Below are 14,814 nucleotides of genomic sequence, written 5' to 3'. Positions count from 1 at the left end.
GCGGTCACACCCCGGACGAGACCTCAGTCTTCTCGTCCGTGCCCTGGGCTTTTCCCTCTGCCGCTGCCAGCGCCTTGTTGCGGCGCACGGAGGACCAGAAGGACCAGGCGATCAGGACGACGCCGACGAGGCCGGTGATGACCTCGTTGATCTGGTACTGGATGGTGACCATGAGGATGACGGCGAGGGCGCCGATCGCGTAGTGGGCGCCGTGCTCCAGGTAGACGTAGTCGTCGAGGGTGCCCTGGCGGACCAGGTACACGGTGAGCGACCGGACGTACATGGCGCCGACGCCGAGGCCGAGGGCCATCAGGACGATGTCGTTGGTGATGGCGAAGGCGCCGATCACGCCGTCGAAGGAGAAGGACGCGTCCAGGACCTCGAGGTAGAGGAACATGAAGAAGGCGGCCTGGCCGGCGAGGACGACGGGCGAGCGCTTCTTCCCGCTGCGCGCGGCCTCTTCCTCCTCCTCGTGCTCGCGCTCCTCCTCTTCCTCGAGCTTGTCCTCGAAGTAGCCGGAGAGACCGCCGACGACCATGTACGTGATGAGACCGGCGATGCCGGAGATCAGGACCGTCTGCGCCTTGTCGACGTGCGCGCCGCCGTGCTGGTGGGCGTGGGTGGCGAAGGTGAAGGCGGTGATCAGCAGGACGATCAGCGCGATGCAGACCGACAGCATGTCGACCTTGCCCAGCTTGGCGAGCGGACGCTCGATCCAGCGCAGCCACTGGATGTCCCGGTCCTCGAAGATGAAGTCCAGGAAGATCATCAGCAGGAACATGCCGCCGAAGGCGGCGATCGACGGGTGGGCGTCGGTGACGAGCTGCTGGTACTTGTCCTTGTCGTTCAGCGCCAGGTCCACCGCGTCGATCGGACCGATCTTGGCGCTGATGGCGACGATGACGACGGGGAAGACCAGCCGCATGCCGAAGACGGCGATCAGGACGCCGACCGTGAGGAAGATCTTCTGCCAGAAGGCGTTCATCTTCTTCAGGATCCCGGCGTTGACCACCGCGTTGTCGAACGACAGCGAGATCTCCAGGATGCAGAGGATCGCCACGATGCCGAGCGCCTCCCACCCCCCGTAGAAGCCCGCCGCCACGAGGCCGAGCGCGGTGATCGCGAACGACCAGCCGAAGGTTTTCAGAAGCACTGGCTACCCAATCGTGTATTGGGGGTCCTCCCGGACGGTGTCCGGGGGGAGGGCCTCCCCGCGCCGTACTCGGCTTTACGAAACGTTGACTTTGAGGTGCTGAGTCTAAGGGTCGACCGTTACGTGCGGCACAGGAGGTCCCGTACCGGCCGGTAGCCGGGGCGCCGCACCGTCCCGAGCACTCAGGAGCGCTCCTGGGCCCTAGGAGACGTTCACCCCGAAGTCGAGAGCGATGCCCCGCAGTCCGGACGCGTACCCCTGTCCCACGGCTCTGAACTTCCACTCGCCCTGGTAGCGGTAGAGCTCGCCGAAGATCATGGCGGTCTCCGTGCTCGCGTCCTCGCTGAGGTCGTAGCGGGCGAGTTCCTGGCCGTCGGCCTGGTTGACGACGCGGATGAAGGCGTTGGCCACCTGGCCGAAGGTCTGCCCCCGCTCGTCGGCCATGTGGATGGAGACCGGGAAGACGATCTTGTCGCACTGCGGCGGCACCTTGGGGAGGTTCACCAGGAGCGACTCGTCGTCGCCCTCGCCCTCGCCGGTGAGGTTGTCGCCGGTGTGCTCGACCGAGCCGTCCGGGCTGGTGAGCTGGTTGTAGAAGACGAACCACTCGTCCCCCATCACCCTCCCGTTGGTGCACAGCAGGGCGCTGGCGTCCAGGTCGAAGGGGGCTCCGGTGGTGGAGCGCGCGTCCCAGCCGAGTCCGACCATCACCTGAGTGAGGTTCGGCGCGGCCTTGGACAGGGAGACGTTGCCTCCCTTGGCGAGCGTGACGCCCATGTTGCTGGTCCTCCCCTAGGTGGTGCCCGGTGCTGTGCTGCCTCTTGGATGTCCTGCGCGTCCGGCGCCGACCGTAAACGGTGCGGCGCCGGACGGAGCGGACGGTCGGGTGGTTCGGCCCTGCGGCTCAGACGTTGACGCCGAAGTCCTGCGCGATGCCGCGCAGGCCCGACGCGTAGCCCTGGCCGATGGCGCGGAACTTCCACTCGGCGCCGTGCCGGTACAGCTCGCCGAAGACCATGGCGGTCTCCGTCGACGCGTCCTCGCTGAGGTCGTAGCGGGCGATCTCGGCGCCGCCGGCCTGGTTCACGACGCGGATGAACGCGTTGCGGACCTGCCCGAAGGACTGCTGGCGGTTCTCGGCGTCGTAGATGGAGACCGGGAAGACGATCTTCTCGACGTCGGCCGGGACGGCGGCGAGGTTCACCTTGATCGCCTCGTCGTCGCCCTCGCCCTCACCGGTGGTGTTGTCACCGGTGTGCTCGACCGAGCCGTCGGGGCTCTTGAGGTTGTTGAAGAAGACGAAGTTGGCGTCGCTGCCGACCTTGCCCGAGCTGTTCAGCAGCAGCGCGCTGGCGTCCAGGTCGAAGTCCGTGCCGGTCGTGGTGCGCACGTCCCACCCCAGACCGACGATGACCGCGGTCAGGCCCGGGGCCTCCTTGGTCAGCGAAACGTTGCCGCCCTTGCTGAGGCTGACTCCCACGAGTCCTCCATTGGTGTCCTGGGGCGGGGGCCCCGTCGTGCGTTGGATATCGGATCAACGAGTCGATCCTAGTGACGGGTTCCCGCACTACGCAGGCCCCGCACCCGAAGAATCCCAGGGTGTCGGGATCCGCGCGCCGCGACCCGGGCGCGCGGGCCCCGCCCGGCGCTGTCAGAGGGTGTCGAGCGCCTTCACGTACGCGCCCAGGTCACGGGCGTCCGGCAGCGCGTTGACGACCGTCCAGCGCACGACGCCCTCCTTGTCGATGACGAAGGTGCCGCGCACCGCGCAGCCCTTGTCCTCGGCGAACACGCCGTAGGCGCGGGAGACCTCGCCGTGCGGCCAGAAGTCGCTGAGCAGCGGATACTCCAGCCCCTCCTGCTCGGCGAAGACGCGCAGGGTGTGGATGGAGTCGTTGGAGACGGCCAGCACCTCGGTCTGGCGGTCGGCGAACTTCGGCAGGTTGTCGCGCACCTCGCACAGCTCGCCCGTGCACACGCCGGTGAACGCGAAGGGATAGAAGAGCAGGATCACGTTCTTGCTCCCCCGGAAGTCGGAGAGCCTCACGTCCCGGCCGTGGTTGTCCTTGAGCTCGAAGTCGGGGGCCTTGTCGCCGACCTGGATCGCCATCGCCTGGATGTCCCTTCATGGGCTGTCTGGGTGAGACCAGCCTACGCAGCGATCACCGGGAGCGACGGACGGGCCGGGTCGCTGGGACCCGGCCCGTCCGGACGCGGTCACTTCTGGGACGTCACTCCTCGGACGTCACTTCTTGGACTTGGCCGCCTTGGGCGTCACCAGCCGGCTGCCGCTCCAGTCCTTGCCCACGCTGACGCTCTTGCTGGCCGACAGACCCGCAGTCGTCGCGGCTTCGGAGATGTCGCTCGGCTCCACGTATCCCGTACGGCCGGTCTTCGGCGTCAGGAGGAGGATCGACCCGCCTTCTTCGATGTACGTGGTGGCGTCCACCAGCGCATCCGTCAGGTCTCCGTCATCGTCGCGGAACCAGAGCACTACGGCGTCGGCGACGTCGTCGTAGTCCTCGTCCACCAGATCGCTGCCGATGACTTCCTCGATGGACTCGCGGAGCTCCTGGTCGACGTCGTCGTCGTAGCCGATCTCCTGGACCACCTGCTCGGGCTGGAAACCCAGCCTGACGGCAGGGCTGGTCCGCTCCTCCGCGTGGTCCGCGGTCGCGCTCACGGGTTGCCTCCTGATCATGATGTGGGAATGTCTCAGCCACGCGCGTGCGCGAAGCATTGGCCGTAGTCCACACGGGCGGGACGGATCGCGCAAGTACCCGGCGGTTCGGACCGCCGAAACGGTGACGATCCTGGCCGTGTCGACGCAACTTCAGGCACTCGATGCGGACGAATGGTGATGCACACCACACCTATCTGCCCTGTTTGCGTATTTGAGAACCATCCAAGGGTACGAGATTCGAACGGGTGCCGGTTACCTCGGGGTAGAGATGACGTTTGCGGCCCCTAGGTACACGATGGGGGGCGGTGCAGCTACCGGAGAAGCAGCTTGACGCCGGCGAGAGCCCCCGGCGAGTGAAAACACCCCCGCACTGCCCCATACAGCCCCACACAGCCCCTCTGACAGGTAAGGAACAGCGTGGCTTCCGGATCCGATCGCAACCCGATCATCATTGGCGGCCTTCCGAGTCAGGTTCCTGACTTCGATCCCGAGGAAACCCAGGAGTGGCTCGACTCCCTCGACGCCGCGATCGACGAGCGCGGCCGGGAGCGGGCCCGCTACCTCATGCTGCGCCTGATCGAGCGGGCCCGCGAGAAGCGCGTGGCCGTGCCCGAGATGCGCAGCACGGACTACGTCAACACCATCCCCACCAGGGCCGAGCCGTTCTTCCCGGGCAACGAGGAGATCGAGCGCAAGATCCTCAACGCGACCCGCTGGAACGCGGCCGTGATGGTGTCCAGGGCCCAGCGCCCGGGCATCGGCGTGGGCGGTCACATCGCCACCTTCGCCTCCTCGGCGTCCCTGTACGACGTCGGCTTCAACCACTTCTTCCGCGGCAAGGACGAGGGCGACGGCGGCGACCAGGTCTTCTTCCAGGGCCACGCCTCGCCGGGCATCTACGCGCGCGCGTTCCTGCTCGACCGGCTCAGCGAGGAGAACCTCGACGCGTTCCGCCAGGAGAAGTCGAAGGCGCCGCACGGGTTGTCCTCGTACCCCCATCCGCGGCTGATGCCGGACTTCTGGGAGTTCCCGACGGTGTCGATGGGCCTCGGCCCGATCGGCGCGATCTACCAGGCGCGGATGAACCGCTACATGCACGCGCGCGGGATCGCCGACACGTCGAAGTCCCACGTGTGGGCGTTCCTCGGCGACGGCGAGATGGACGAGCCGGAGTCGCTCGGCCAGCTCACCATCGCCGCCCGCGAGGGCCTGGACAACCTGACCTTCGTCGTCAACTGCAACCTCCAGCGGCTCGACGGCCCGGTGCGCGGCAACGGCAAGGTGATCCAGGAACTGGAGTCGGTCTTCCGCGGCGCCGGCTGGAACGTGATCAAGCTGATCTGGGACCGCTCCTGGGACCCGCTGCTGGCCCAGGACCGCGACGGCATCCTCGTCAACCGGATGAACACCACTCCGGACGGCCAGTTCCAGACGTACGCCACCGAGTCCGGCTCCTACATCCGCGACCACTTCTTCGGCGACGACCAGCGGCTGCGCGCGATGGTCGAGGGCATGACCGACGACCAGATCCTGCACCTGGGCCGCGGCGGTCACGACCACAAGAAGATCTACGCGGCCTTCAAGGCGGCCGTGGAGCACACCGGCCAGCCGACGGTCATCCTGGCCAAGACGGTCAAGGGCTGGACGCTGGGCCCGAACTTCGAGGGCCGCAACGCCACGCACCAGATGAAGAAGCTGACGGTCGCCGACCTCAAGGGCTTCCGGGACCGGCTGCACCTGCCGATCTCCGACAAGGAGCTGGACAGCGGCCTCCCGCCGTACTTCCACCCCGGCCGGAACTCGGAAGAGATCCAGTACATGCACGACCGCCGCAAGGGCCTCGGCGGCTATGTGCCGACCCGTGTCGTGCGCTCGAAGCCGCTCGCACTGCCGGACGACAAGACGTACGCGACCGTGAAGAAGGGTTCGGGTCAGCAGTCGATCGCCACGACCATGGCGTTCGTACGGCTGCTCAAGGACCTCATGCGGGACAAGGAACTCGGCAAGCGGTTCGTGCTGATCGCGCCGGACGAGTACCGCACGTTCGGCATGGACTCCTTCTTCCCGAGTGCGAAGATCTACAACCCGCTCGGCCAGCAGTACGAGTCGGTGGACCGTGAGCTGCTGCTCGCCTACAAGGAGTCGCCCACGGGGCAGATGCTGCACGACGGCATCTCGGAGGCCGGCTGCACGGCGTCGCTGATCGCCGCGGGCTCGGCGTACGCCACCCACGGCGAGCCGCTGATCCCGGTCTACGTCTTCTACTCGATGTTCGGTTTCCAGCGCACCGGTGACCAGTTCTGGCAGATGTCGGACCAGCTGGCGCGCGGTTTCGTCCTGGGCGCGACCGCCGGCCGTACGACGCTGACCGGCGAGGGCCTTCAGCACGCGGACGGCCACTCGCAGCTGCTGGCCTCGACGAACCCGGGCTGCGTCGCCTACGACCCGGCCTACGGGTTCGAGATCGCGCACATCGTGCAGGACGGGCTGCGCAGGATGTACGGCAGCTCGCCCGGGCACCCGCACGGCGAGGACGTCTTCTATTACCTGACCGTCTACAACGAGCCCATCCAGCACCCGGCCGAGCCGGAGAACGTGGACGCCGAGGGCATCGTCAAGGGCATCCACCGGTTCAGCGAGGGCGTCTCGGGCTCGATTCCGGCGCAGATCATCGCCTCCGGCGTGGCGGTGCCGTGGGCCGTCGAGGCGCAGAGAATCCTCGCCGAGGAATGGGACGTCCGGGCGGACGTCTGGTCGGCGACCTCCTGGAACGAGCTGCGGCGCGAGGCCGTCGAGGTCGAGCGGCACAACCTGCTGCACCCGGAGGAGGAGCAGCGCGTGCCGTACGTGACGCGCAAGCTGGCCGGGGCCGAGGGGCCGTTCGTGGCCGTCTCGGACTGGATGCGGTCGGTGCCGGACCAGATCGCCCGCTGGGTGCCCGGCCGGTACCAGTCGCTGGGGGCGGACGGCTTCGGCTTCGCCGACACCCGCGGCGCGGCCCGCCGGTTCTTCCACATCGACGCGCAGTCGGTGGTCGTCGGCGTGCTCACCGAACTGGCCAAGGAGGGCCGGATCGACCGGTCGCTGCTCAAGCAGGCCATCGACCGCTACCAGCTGCTGGACGCGTCGGCGGCGGACCCGGGGGTCGCCGGGGGCGACGCGTAGCGGCCACCGGCGGTGAGCCGCGCGTGAGGGGCGGTGGGGCTTGCGGCCCCCCGCCCCTTACGCGTTCTTTACGATGCGGACATGCGCAAGGCGACGGCCCGGAGCCGGTGTGAGTGGCAGGACCGGTGGGAGCAGTGGACACAGCGGCCGTTGCTGTCCCTCACCGTGGTGTTCGCCGTCGCGTACGCCGTACCGATCGTGGACGCCTCGGCCGGGCACGCGCTGACGCGGGCGTGCACCGCGGTCGAGTGGTCGGTGTGGGGGGCGTTCGCCCTGGACTACCTGGTCAGGCTGGCGCTGACTCCCGAGCGGCGCGCGTTCGTGCGCACACACTGGCTGGACCTGTGCGCGGTGATCCTGCCGGTGCTCCAGCCGTTGCGGCTGCTGCGGCTGGTCTCGACGCTGCTGCTGGTGGGGCGGAGGGCCCGGATGGCCTCGCAGATCCGAATGACGACGTACGTCGTGGGGGCCGTCGTCGGGCTGCTGATGTTCGGTTCGCTCGCCGTGCTGTCGGTCGAGCGGGATTCGCCGGACGGGAACATCCGCACACTGGGTGACGCCCTGTGGTGGTCGTTCACGACGATGACGACCGTGGGGTACGGAGACCACTCGCCGACCACCGGTCTGGGGCGGATCATCGCCGTCGGGCTGATGCTCTCCGGGATCGCGCTGCTCGGTGTGGTGACCGCGAACATCGCGGCGTGGTTCATCGAGCGGTTCGAGAAGGACGACATCGAGGAACGCGCCCGTACGGAGGCGATCCTGGCGCTGACGGAGGAGGTGCGCGCGCTGCGGCGAGAGGTCGCGGCGCTGCGGGACGACGCCTGCGGGGCGTCGTCGGTGGCCACCCGAGGACCGTCCGGGTGAAGCGGCCGGGTGAAGCGACCGGACAGACACGGAGGCGGCGGCCGGGCCGCGCGACGCGGCCCGCGGGGGCGGTTGAACGGGCAGAGGCGCCGGGCGGGGTGCGGCCGCAGCTCGCGGCGGGCCGCCGCCGGTCAGTGCGGTCGGCGGGTCAGAGCAGTCCGTTGCCCGATCCGGTGGCGCCCGCCAGCCAGATGATCGCGAGCAGTGTGTCGATGGCGCCGAGCACGACGGCGACCAGGGCCGGTACCGGGCGGGAGCCCGCCCAGGTGCGGCCCATGGCCAGCCAGCCGCAGACGATCGCCGCGGGGCCGAGGACGATCCCCAGCGTGAAGAATCCGGCGACCGCGCAGACGAGGCCGATGATGCCGAGCGTCGCGCGATCCGGCCCGGACTGTGACCCCGTGCGGCCACTCGAGCGGGGGTACCTGCGGGCGCCGTTTCCGAGACCGGCCATCGTCAACTCCCTGGAATCCGGGGCGGTTCGATGGTCGGGTACCCCCGACACGCGGACTATGCGCCGTGGTTGCCGGGCTGTCGGCGCGCTGTCCCCCTCCGGCAGCGCGCCGCGGCCCTGGCAGCCCTGCCATCCGGAGGGCTTGACTAACTGTGACCTGCGGCGCGTGCCGGATGCGAGGAACCTTTAGCCTTGTCACCCTGATGAGGGAAATTCGTTGAGATCCCGTCAGGTCCGCGGGCCGGGCGGGAGCCTCCGGGGCGGGGCCTCAGATGTGGCCCACCCCGGCTCCCGCGTCCGCGTTCTGCCCGCGCTTGGTGAACAGCGCCACGACGACGGCGACCACCGCGACCCCGCACGCCACCAGGGACGCGAGGCTCATGCCGGAGATGAACGTGTCGTGGGCGACGTCGGCGATCTTCGCGGCGATCGCCGGGGGCGTGCCCGGGGCCACCGGGGCCGCGCCGACCTGGACCGCCTCCGACGCCTGGCCGAGCCGGTCGGGGGTGAGCGCGGGCAGGCCCGCTTCCTTCCAGTTCACCGGCAGGTCGCTGTCGACCTTGGAGGCCATCACGGCGCCCAGCACGGCCGTGCCGAGGCTGCCGCCGATCTGCATGGCCGCCTGCTGGAGACCACCGGCCACGCCGGACAGCTCCATGGGCGCGTTGCCGACGATCACCTCGGTGGCCCCGACCATGACCGGCGCGAGGCCGAGGCCCAGCAGGGCGAACCAGACCGACATGACGCCGCTGCCGGTGTCCGTCTCCAGCGTGGACATGCCGTACATGGCGACGGCGGTGGCCACCATGCCGCCGGCCAGCGGGATGCGGGGGCCGAGCTTGGTGATCAGCGCGCCCGCGAGCGGGGAGCCGACGATCATCATGCCGGTGAGCGGGAGGAGGTGCAGGCCCGCGTCGATGGGGCTCATGCCGTGCACGTTCTGGAGGTAGAACGTCACGAAGAACAGGCCGCCCAGGAACGCGACGGCCATCAGGACCATGAGGATCACGCCCGCCGACAGCGGGACCGAGCGGAACAGCGCCAGCGGGATCAGCGGCTCCCGGACCTTCGTCTCCCAGAAGGCGAACGCGGCGAAGAGCACCGCGGAGCCGAGCACGAACGCCCAGGTCGCCCCGTCGCCCCAGCCCCAGGCCGGCGCCTTGATGAGGGCCCACACCAGGCAGAACATCGCGCCGGAGAGCAGGGCGATGCCGAGCAGGTCGAACGAGCGCGGGGCGTTCTCGGCGCGGTGGTCGCGCAGGATGAGCACACCCAGGACCAGGGCGAGGGCGCCGACCGGCACGTTGATGAAGAACACGGACTGCCAGCTGACGTGCTCGACGAGGACGCCGCCGAGGATCGGGCCGCCCGCGGTGGACGCGCCGATGACCATGCCCCACAGGCCGATGGCCATGTTGAGCTTCTCCGCCGGGAAGGTCGCGCGCAGCAGACCGAGCGCGGCCGGCATCAGCAGGGCGCCGAACAGGCCCTGGAAGACCCGGAAGACGACCACCAGCGCGATGCTGTCGGACAGGCCGATCGCGCCCGAGGCGGCGGCGAAGCCGACGACGCCTATGAGGAAGGTCTGGCGGTGGCCGAAGCGGTCGCCGAGCTTGCCCGCGGTGATCAGGGAGACGGCCAGCGCCAGGAAGTAGGCGTTGGTGATCCACTGGACCTCGGCGAAGGTGGCGCCCAGGTCGCTGGCGATGGCCGGGTTGGCGATGGCCACGATGGTGCCGTCGAGGGCCACCATCATGACGCCGACGGCGACGGTGAGCAGGGTGAGCCACGGGTGGCCGCGCAGCCCTTCGGCGGGCGGCCCCTGGGTCGGGTCCGCCGGCGTCCCGCCCCCCGGGCCGGTCGAGTCGATCGCGGTCTGACTAGTCATGTGTTCGAGGCTAGTGACAGTCGCTGACAATTGACAAACGAGTTCACAAGTCGGTAACTGACACGTATGGACACCCTGCGCGAACGCAAGAAGCGGCGCACCCGGGACGCGCTGCTGCGGGCAGCCGCGGAGCTGTTCACGTCCCAGGGTTACGAGGGGACGACCGTCGACGAGATCGCCGAGGCCGTCGACGTCTCCCAGCGCACCTTCTTCCGCTACTTCGCCGGCAAGGACGAGGCGGCGCTCGGCCTGGTGGAGATGACGGTGGCCCGGTTCGTCGAGGCGGTCCGCGACCGCCCGCCGGGCGAGGCGCCGATGCGGGCGCTGCGCGGTGCCGTGGTCGAGGGCTGGTACGCGATCAACGAGGTGGTCGAGTCCGTGGTCCCGGTGGAGCTGTATCTGCGCATGTACCGGGTGATCGAGGAGACGCCGGTGCTGCTCGCCGCGCATCTGAGACGCTCGGCGGAGATCGAGGAGGATCTGGCGCGGGTGATCGCCGAGCGCGAGGGGCTCGACGTCGACGCCGATCCGCGGCCCCGGCTGGCGGTGGCCGTGTTCAGCGGGGCGATGCGGGCGGCGGAGCGCCGGTGGTCCGCGGGCGGGGAGCTGGACCCGGAGGCGATCCGGCTGCTCACGGCGCGGTGTCTCGACGGGCTGGGACCGGCGCTGCTGGGCGACTGGCGGGAGCCGGAACGGGCCGCGGCGTCCGGGAGCGGGTCCGGGAGGCTCGCGCAGGCCTGAAGGGGGTCATGACCACTAGACCCCCGGTTGAAACGTGATCCGTGTCACTTGATCCACCCGAGACCCTCTCGTTCTCCTAGTGTGTCCTTACAGTGACTTCCTTCGACACCTCCCCTCAGCTCAACGTCTGGCGCGCGCTGGCCGCCCTGGCCGTGGTGTTCGTGATGCTGACGACCACCGGCTGGACCGCTCTGCACCAGCACCGGGACGCCACCGCCCTGCAGAACTCGCGCACGGCGTGGGAGCACGGCCGGATCGACGGCCGGCGGCTGCCGGACCCCGCCTCGGCCCCCGCCCGGCTCGCCCGCTTCTTCGCCGCGTTGACCGCTCCGCAGCGCACCGCGCTCGCGCACGACTACGCGCTCGCGGTGGGCAACATGAACGGCGCCCCCGTGGAGTTGCGCTACCGCGCCAACCGCGTCGCCCTCCAGGAGCAGATCCGGCTGGAGCGCAGGCGGCTGCACGACAGGCGGCTCACCCCGGCCGGGCAGCAGCTGGCCGACCGCCGTATGCGCCGCTACCAGGCACTGAGCACCGCGGACCGGCAGATCCTCGCCTTCGACCCGGAGGGCTCCGGCCGGGCCGCCGAGGTGTTCGGCAGGCTCGACGACGCCGAGCGGATCTCCGTGATCGTGCCCGGCGTCGACACCGACCTGCTCACCTTCCAGCGCACCAACCGCAAGTACTCCGCGCCCGTCGGCATGGCGCAGGCCCTGTACGCGGCCGAGCACGAGGCGAGCCCGTCGAAGCGCACGGCCGTGATCGCCTGGGCCGACTACACCTCGCCCGACGGTCTGGGCATCGACTCGGCCACCGCGATGCGCGCCAGGAACGGTGCCGTCCGGCTGAACGCCCTGCTCGGCGCCCTGCCCGGCCGCACGCCGGTGTCGCTGTTCTGCCACAGTTACGGCTCGGTGGTGTGCGGGGTCGCCGCGCGCTCCACGCCGGGCCGGGTCAGCGACATCGCGGTGGCCGGCAGCCCCGGGATGCGCGTGGACAAGGCGGCCGAGCTGGGCACCGACGCCCGCGTGTGGGCGATGCGCGACGCCGACGACTGGATCCAGGACGTGCCGCACCTGGAGGTCGGCGGCCTCGGGCACGGCGAGGACCCGATGGCCCGGGAGTTCGGCGCGCGCGTGCTGTCGGCGCGGGAGGCACGCGGCCACGGAGGCTACTTCGAACCGGGCACGGACAGCCTGCGCAACTTCGCCGAGATCGGCACCGGCGCGTTCCGCTCGGTGGAGTGCGCCCACGATGATGACGCCTGCACGGCGGGTTTGACCGACACGACAGAGGCTGGACGCGCGTAGAGACGCAGGAATTGCGGGTGCGCGCGGGGAGGGGACGAAGAATGGGTGTCACGCATACGATGAGCCGCATGGGTGACGTACTGGCCGGATTTCATGCCGCCTGGGAGTTCGAGTCCGATTCCGTCCTCATCCGCTACGAACGGGGGCTGCGCACACCCAAGCTGCTCTCCGCGCTCGGGGAACGCCGGATACCGCTCTCGGCCCTGTCCGGCGTGACGCTGACGCCCGGCAAGCGCGGGACGGTCGTCCTGCGCGCGGAGCCCCGCCCGGGAGCCGACCCGCTGATGGAGGCGGCCGACGGCCAGCTCAAGGAGGGCAGCGACCCCTACCGGCTGGTGCTGCCCGCCGAGCGCGCGACCCTCGCCGAGTACTACGCCGACGAGCTGAAGTCGCAGCTGACCGCCTCCGGGCCGGCCGAACGGTTCCTGGTGGACGCGCCCGAGACCCCGCTGTCGTTCAAGGCGTACGACGGGAAGGCCTCGTTCGACGGGCGGACGGTGCGCTTCAGGTGGTTCTGGACGGGGGCGTCGTCCGCCAAGTGGAAGGCCGGCGACCAGAGCTTCGCCGTCTCCGAGCTGAGCGGCGTCGAGTGGCGCTCGCCGGAGGTGTTCGAGGGACACCTGCGGCTGGTCAACGGGCATGACTCGCCGGTGCAGCCCGACCAGGATCCGGCGACCGTCGTCTTCGGGCTCGGCTACGGGCCCGTCCACGAGTCGCTGCCGTTCGCCGCGGCCGTGCTGGCGGCGGTCCGCGGGCGGGGGGCCTCGGCGGCCGTCCCGGCCACGACCGTGCCGCGCCGCGATCCGGCCGACATCGCCGACCGGATCCGCCACCTCGGCGAGTTGCACCAGGCCGGACTGGTCACCGACGAGGAGTTCTCCGTCAAGAAGGCCGAGCTGCTGGCCGAGCTGTAGGCCCACCCGCCTCCGGATCAGCGCCCGGACGCGCGCCGGTCACTCGCGGCCGGCGGAGGCGAACCGCATGTCCGCGTACCGGTCGCCGGCCACCTTCGCCGCGATCGGCTCCAGCAGCGCCAGCTCCGCCTCGCTCAGCACGATCGCCGTCGCCGCCGTGTTCTCCTCCACCCGGGCCGGCCTGCGGGTGCCCGGGATCGGGATCACCGGCAGACCGTGCACCGCGCCGCGCTGCTGGACCCAGGCCAGGGCGATCTGGCCGAGCGAGGCGCCGTGGGCCTCGGCCACCGTGCGGACCGGCTCCAGCAGGGCCGCGTTGGCGGCGGCGTTCTCGCCGTTGAAGCGGGGCTGCTGACGGCGGAAGTCGTCGGCGGTGAGGTCCGTCGCGGCGTCGGCGAACGAGCCGGTGAGGAAGCCCCGGCCGAGCGGCGAGTAGGCGACGAGGCTCACCCCCAGCTCGCGGGCCGCCGGCACGACCTGCGCCTCGATGTCGCGGCTGAACAGCGACCACTCCGACTGGACCGCGGCGATGGGGTGGACGCCCTGCGCCGCGTGCAGCTCGGCGGCCGTCACCTCGCTCAGGCCCAGCTGCTTGACCTTGCCCTCGCGCACCAGCTCGGCCATCACGCCGACGGTGTCCTCGATCGGCACGTTCACATCACGGCGGTGCATGTAGTACAGGTCGATGACGTCGACGTCCAGGCGCCGCAGGCTCGCCTCGACGGCCTCGCGGATGTAGGGCGCGTCGTTGCGGATGATCCGCCGCGAGGGGTCCTCCGGGGGTATCGCCAGGGCGAACTTGGTCGCAATCACGACCTCGTCGCGGTGCGCCTTGAAGAACGGGGCGAGGAACTTCTCGTTCTCGCCCGCGCCGTACGCGTCGGCCGTGTCGTAGAGCGTGACGCCCAGCTCCAGGGCCCGTTCCAGCGCGGCGCGGGACGCGTCGGCGTCCGTGGGACCGTAGGCGAAGCTCATGCCCATGCAGCCGAGGCCCTGGACGCCGACCTCGGGTCCGTTCTCTCCGAGTCGTGCCGTGGGGATCGTGCTGGACGTCATCGGGCGGTCCTTTCCGCTTCGTGGAGCCGGGGTTCGTGGAGCTGGGAATCGGGGAGCTGGGCGTCGTGGGACCGGGTGCGGATGGCGTCCCCGTAGAACGTGATCTTCCGGTCGAGCACGGCGAGCGTGTCCTGGAGTTCGGCGATCCGGGCCCGCACGTCGCGCCGGGTGTTCTCCAGCAGCTCGTGGCGTTCGCCGAACGTGTGCGCGCCCTCGCGGACCAGTTCGGCGTACCGCACCATGTCGGCGACCGGCATGCCGGTGAGCCGCAGCTTCCCGACGAGGTCGAGCCAGTCCAGGTCGCGGTTGCTGTAGCGGCGCTGACCGGTGTGCGAGCGGTCGACGTGGGGCATCAGCCCGATCCGCTCGTACCAGCGCAGCGTGTGGGCCGTCAGGCCGGTGAAGGCGACCACCTCGCTGATCGTGTAGCTGTCCTGGCCGTCCGGCCGCGGGTGCCGCGGTGGGGGCGCGGCGCAGACGTCTGCGGGGTCCTGGTTCTGTTCGATGGTCACGGGCGTGGTCTGCAACACCGTCATGACCACCACGCTATGACCTTGGAGTGCGCTCCAAGCAAGCGGATCCG

14 protein-coding genes are annotated in these 14,814 nt (G+C 70.1%); 5 read left to right on the top strand and 9 right to left on the bottom strand.

All coding sequences use genetic code 11. The features are described from left to right. Positions 1–4 precede the first annotated feature (4 nt). The 5 genes from ACGFSH_RS03185 to ACGFSH_RS03165 all read right to left on the bottom strand — a co-directional run bounded on the left by ACGFSH_RS03185 (position 5) and on the right by ACGFSH_RS03165 (position 3,836). Complete coding sequence (locus ACGFSH_RS03185; RefSeq protein WP_393344415.1) at positions 5–1,153, bottom strand: DUF475 domain-containing protein; 1,149 nt, start codon at positions 1,151–1,153, stop codon at positions 5–7. 201 nt (positions 1,154–1,354) lie between these two features. Next, positions 1,355–1,930: a TerD family protein gene (locus tag ACGFSH_RS03180; protein WP_329409429.1), complete on the bottom strand. Its 576-nt coding sequence runs from the start codon at positions 1,928–1,930 to the stop codon at positions 1,355–1,357. Positions 1,931–2,057: 127 nt separating this feature from the next. Further along, complete coding sequence (locus ACGFSH_RS03175; RefSeq protein ID WP_393344413.1) at positions 2,058–2,633, bottom strand: calcium homeostasis/redox stress adaptation protein; 576 nt, start codon at positions 2,631–2,633, stop codon at positions 2,058–2,060. A 171-nt stretch (positions 2,634–2,804) separates the two neighbouring features. After that, positions 2,805–3,263: a peroxiredoxin gene (locus ACGFSH_RS03170; protein WP_393344411.1), complete on the bottom strand. Its 459-nt coding sequence runs from the start codon at positions 3,261–3,263 to the stop codon at positions 2,805–2,807. Positions 3,264–3,398: 135 nt separating this feature from the next. Further along, positions 3,399–3,836, bottom strand: a complete 438-nt coding sequence (locus ACGFSH_RS03165; RefSeq protein ID WP_057583034.1) for a DUF3052 domain-containing protein — start codon at positions 3,834–3,836, stop codon at positions 3,399–3,401. Positions 3,837–4,253: 417 nt separating this feature from the next. On the opposite strand from ACGFSH_RS03165, the gene aceE reads away from it, so the two are divergent. Together aceE and ACGFSH_RS03155 are read left to right on the top strand one after the other, a co-directional pair. Next, a complete protein-coding gene (aceE, locus tag ACGFSH_RS03160) occupies positions 4,254–7,001 on the top strand; it encodes a pyruvate dehydrogenase (acetyl-transferring), homodimeric type (RefSeq protein WP_393344409.1) in 2,748 nt (915 codons plus the stop codon). Between the two features lie 81 nt (positions 7,002–7,082). After that, a complete protein-coding gene (locus ACGFSH_RS03155) occupies positions 7,083–7,868 on the top strand; it encodes a potassium channel family protein (protein WP_393344407.1) in 786 nt (261 codons plus the stop codon). A 148-nt stretch (positions 7,869–8,016) separates the two neighbouring features. Here ACGFSH_RS03155 and ACGFSH_RS03150 read toward each other — a convergent pair whose 3' ends face one another. Next, positions 8,017–8,322, bottom strand: coding sequence for a small hydrophobic protein (locus ACGFSH_RS03150; protein WP_393344405.1), 306 nt, complete (start codon positions 8,320–8,322; stop codon positions 8,017–8,019). A gap of 268 nt (positions 8,323–8,590) precedes the next feature. Continuing rightward, positions 8,591–10,210: a DHA2 family efflux MFS transporter permease subunit gene (locus ACGFSH_RS03145; protein ID WP_393344403.1), complete on the bottom strand. Its 1,620-nt coding sequence runs from the start codon at positions 10,208–10,210 to the stop codon at positions 8,591–8,593. 66 nt (positions 10,211–10,276) lie between these two features. On the opposite strand from ACGFSH_RS03145, the gene ACGFSH_RS03140 reads away from it, so the two are divergent. From ACGFSH_RS03140 to ACGFSH_RS03130, 3 genes are all read left to right on the top strand, one after another. Next, positions 10,277–10,951, top strand: coding sequence for a TetR family transcriptional regulator (locus ACGFSH_RS03140; RefSeq protein WP_393344401.1), 675 nt, complete (start codon positions 10,277–10,279; stop codon positions 10,949–10,951). 92 nt (positions 10,952–11,043) lie between these two features. Continuing rightward, the gene (locus ACGFSH_RS03135) at positions 11,044–12,261 is read left to right on the top strand and encodes an alpha/beta hydrolase (RefSeq protein WP_393344398.1); all 1,218 of its coding nucleotides are present in this window, start codon (positions 11,044–11,046) and stop codon (positions 12,259–12,261) included. A gap of 68 nt (positions 12,262–12,329) precedes the next feature. Further along, entirely contained in the window at positions 12,330–13,175 is an 846-nt protein-coding gene (locus ACGFSH_RS03130; RefSeq protein WP_393344396.1) for a DUF4429 domain-containing protein, read from the top strand. 39 nt (positions 13,176–13,214) lie between these two features. On the opposite strand, the gene ACGFSH_RS03125 is transcribed toward ACGFSH_RS03130, so the two are convergent. Further along, positions 13,215–14,231: an aldo/keto reductase gene (locus tag ACGFSH_RS03125; protein WP_393344394.1), complete on the bottom strand. Its 1,017-nt coding sequence runs from the start codon at positions 14,229–14,231 to the stop codon at positions 13,215–13,217. Then, the gene (locus tag ACGFSH_RS03120; protein ID WP_393344392.1) at positions 14,228–14,767 is read right to left on the bottom strand and encodes a MerR family transcriptional regulator; all 540 of its coding nucleotides are present in this window, start codon (positions 14,765–14,767) and stop codon (positions 14,228–14,230) included. The genes ACGFSH_RS03125 and ACGFSH_RS03120 overlap by 4 nt, the downstream gene beginning before the upstream one ends. Positions 14,768–14,814: the final 47 nt, after the last annotated feature.

Source organism: Streptomyces sp. NPDC048481 (genome assembly GCF_043200075.1).
Classification (GTDB): domain Bacteria; phylum Actinomycetota; class Actinomycetes; order Streptomycetales; family Streptomycetaceae; genus Streptomyces.
The sequence above is the reverse complement of the archived record's forward strand: the minus strand, read 5'-3'. Positions and strand labels throughout refer to the sequence as shown.

Coding starts and splice junctions, on each gene's coding strand:
- ACGFSH_RS03180 (WP_329409429.1), bottom strand. CDS start 1,930: ATGGGCGTCACGCTCGCCAAGGGAGGCAACGTCTCCCTGTCCAAGGCC.
- ACGFSH_RS03125 (WP_393344394.1), bottom strand. CDS start 14,231: ATGACGTCCAGCACGATCCCCACGGCACGACTCGGAGAGAACGGACCC.
- ACGFSH_RS03130 (WP_393344396.1), top strand. CDS start 12,330: ATGGGTGACGTACTGGCCGGATTTCATGCCGCCTGGGAGTTCGAGTCC.
- ACGFSH_RS03120 (WP_393344392.1), bottom strand. CDS start 14,767: ATGACGGTGTTGCAGACCACGCCCGTGACCATCGAACAGAACCAGGAC.
- ACGFSH_RS03145 (WP_393344403.1), bottom strand. CDS start 10,210: ATGACTAGTCAGACCGCGATCGACTCGACCGGCCCGGGGGGCGGGACG.
- ACGFSH_RS03140 (WP_393344401.1), top strand. CDS start 10,277: ATGGACACCCTGCGCGAACGCAAGAAGCGGCGCACCCGGGACGCGCTG.
- ACGFSH_RS03170 (WP_393344411.1), bottom strand. CDS start 3,263: ATGGCGATCCAGGTCGGCGACAAGGCCCCCGACTTCGAGCTCAAGGAC.
- ACGFSH_RS03155 (WP_393344407.1), top strand. CDS start 7,083: ATGCGCAAGGCGACGGCCCGGAGCCGGTGTGAGTGGCAGGACCGGTGG.
- ACGFSH_RS03150 (WP_393344405.1), bottom strand. CDS start 8,322: ATGGCCGGTCTCGGAAACGGCGCCCGCAGGTACCCCCGCTCGAGTGGC.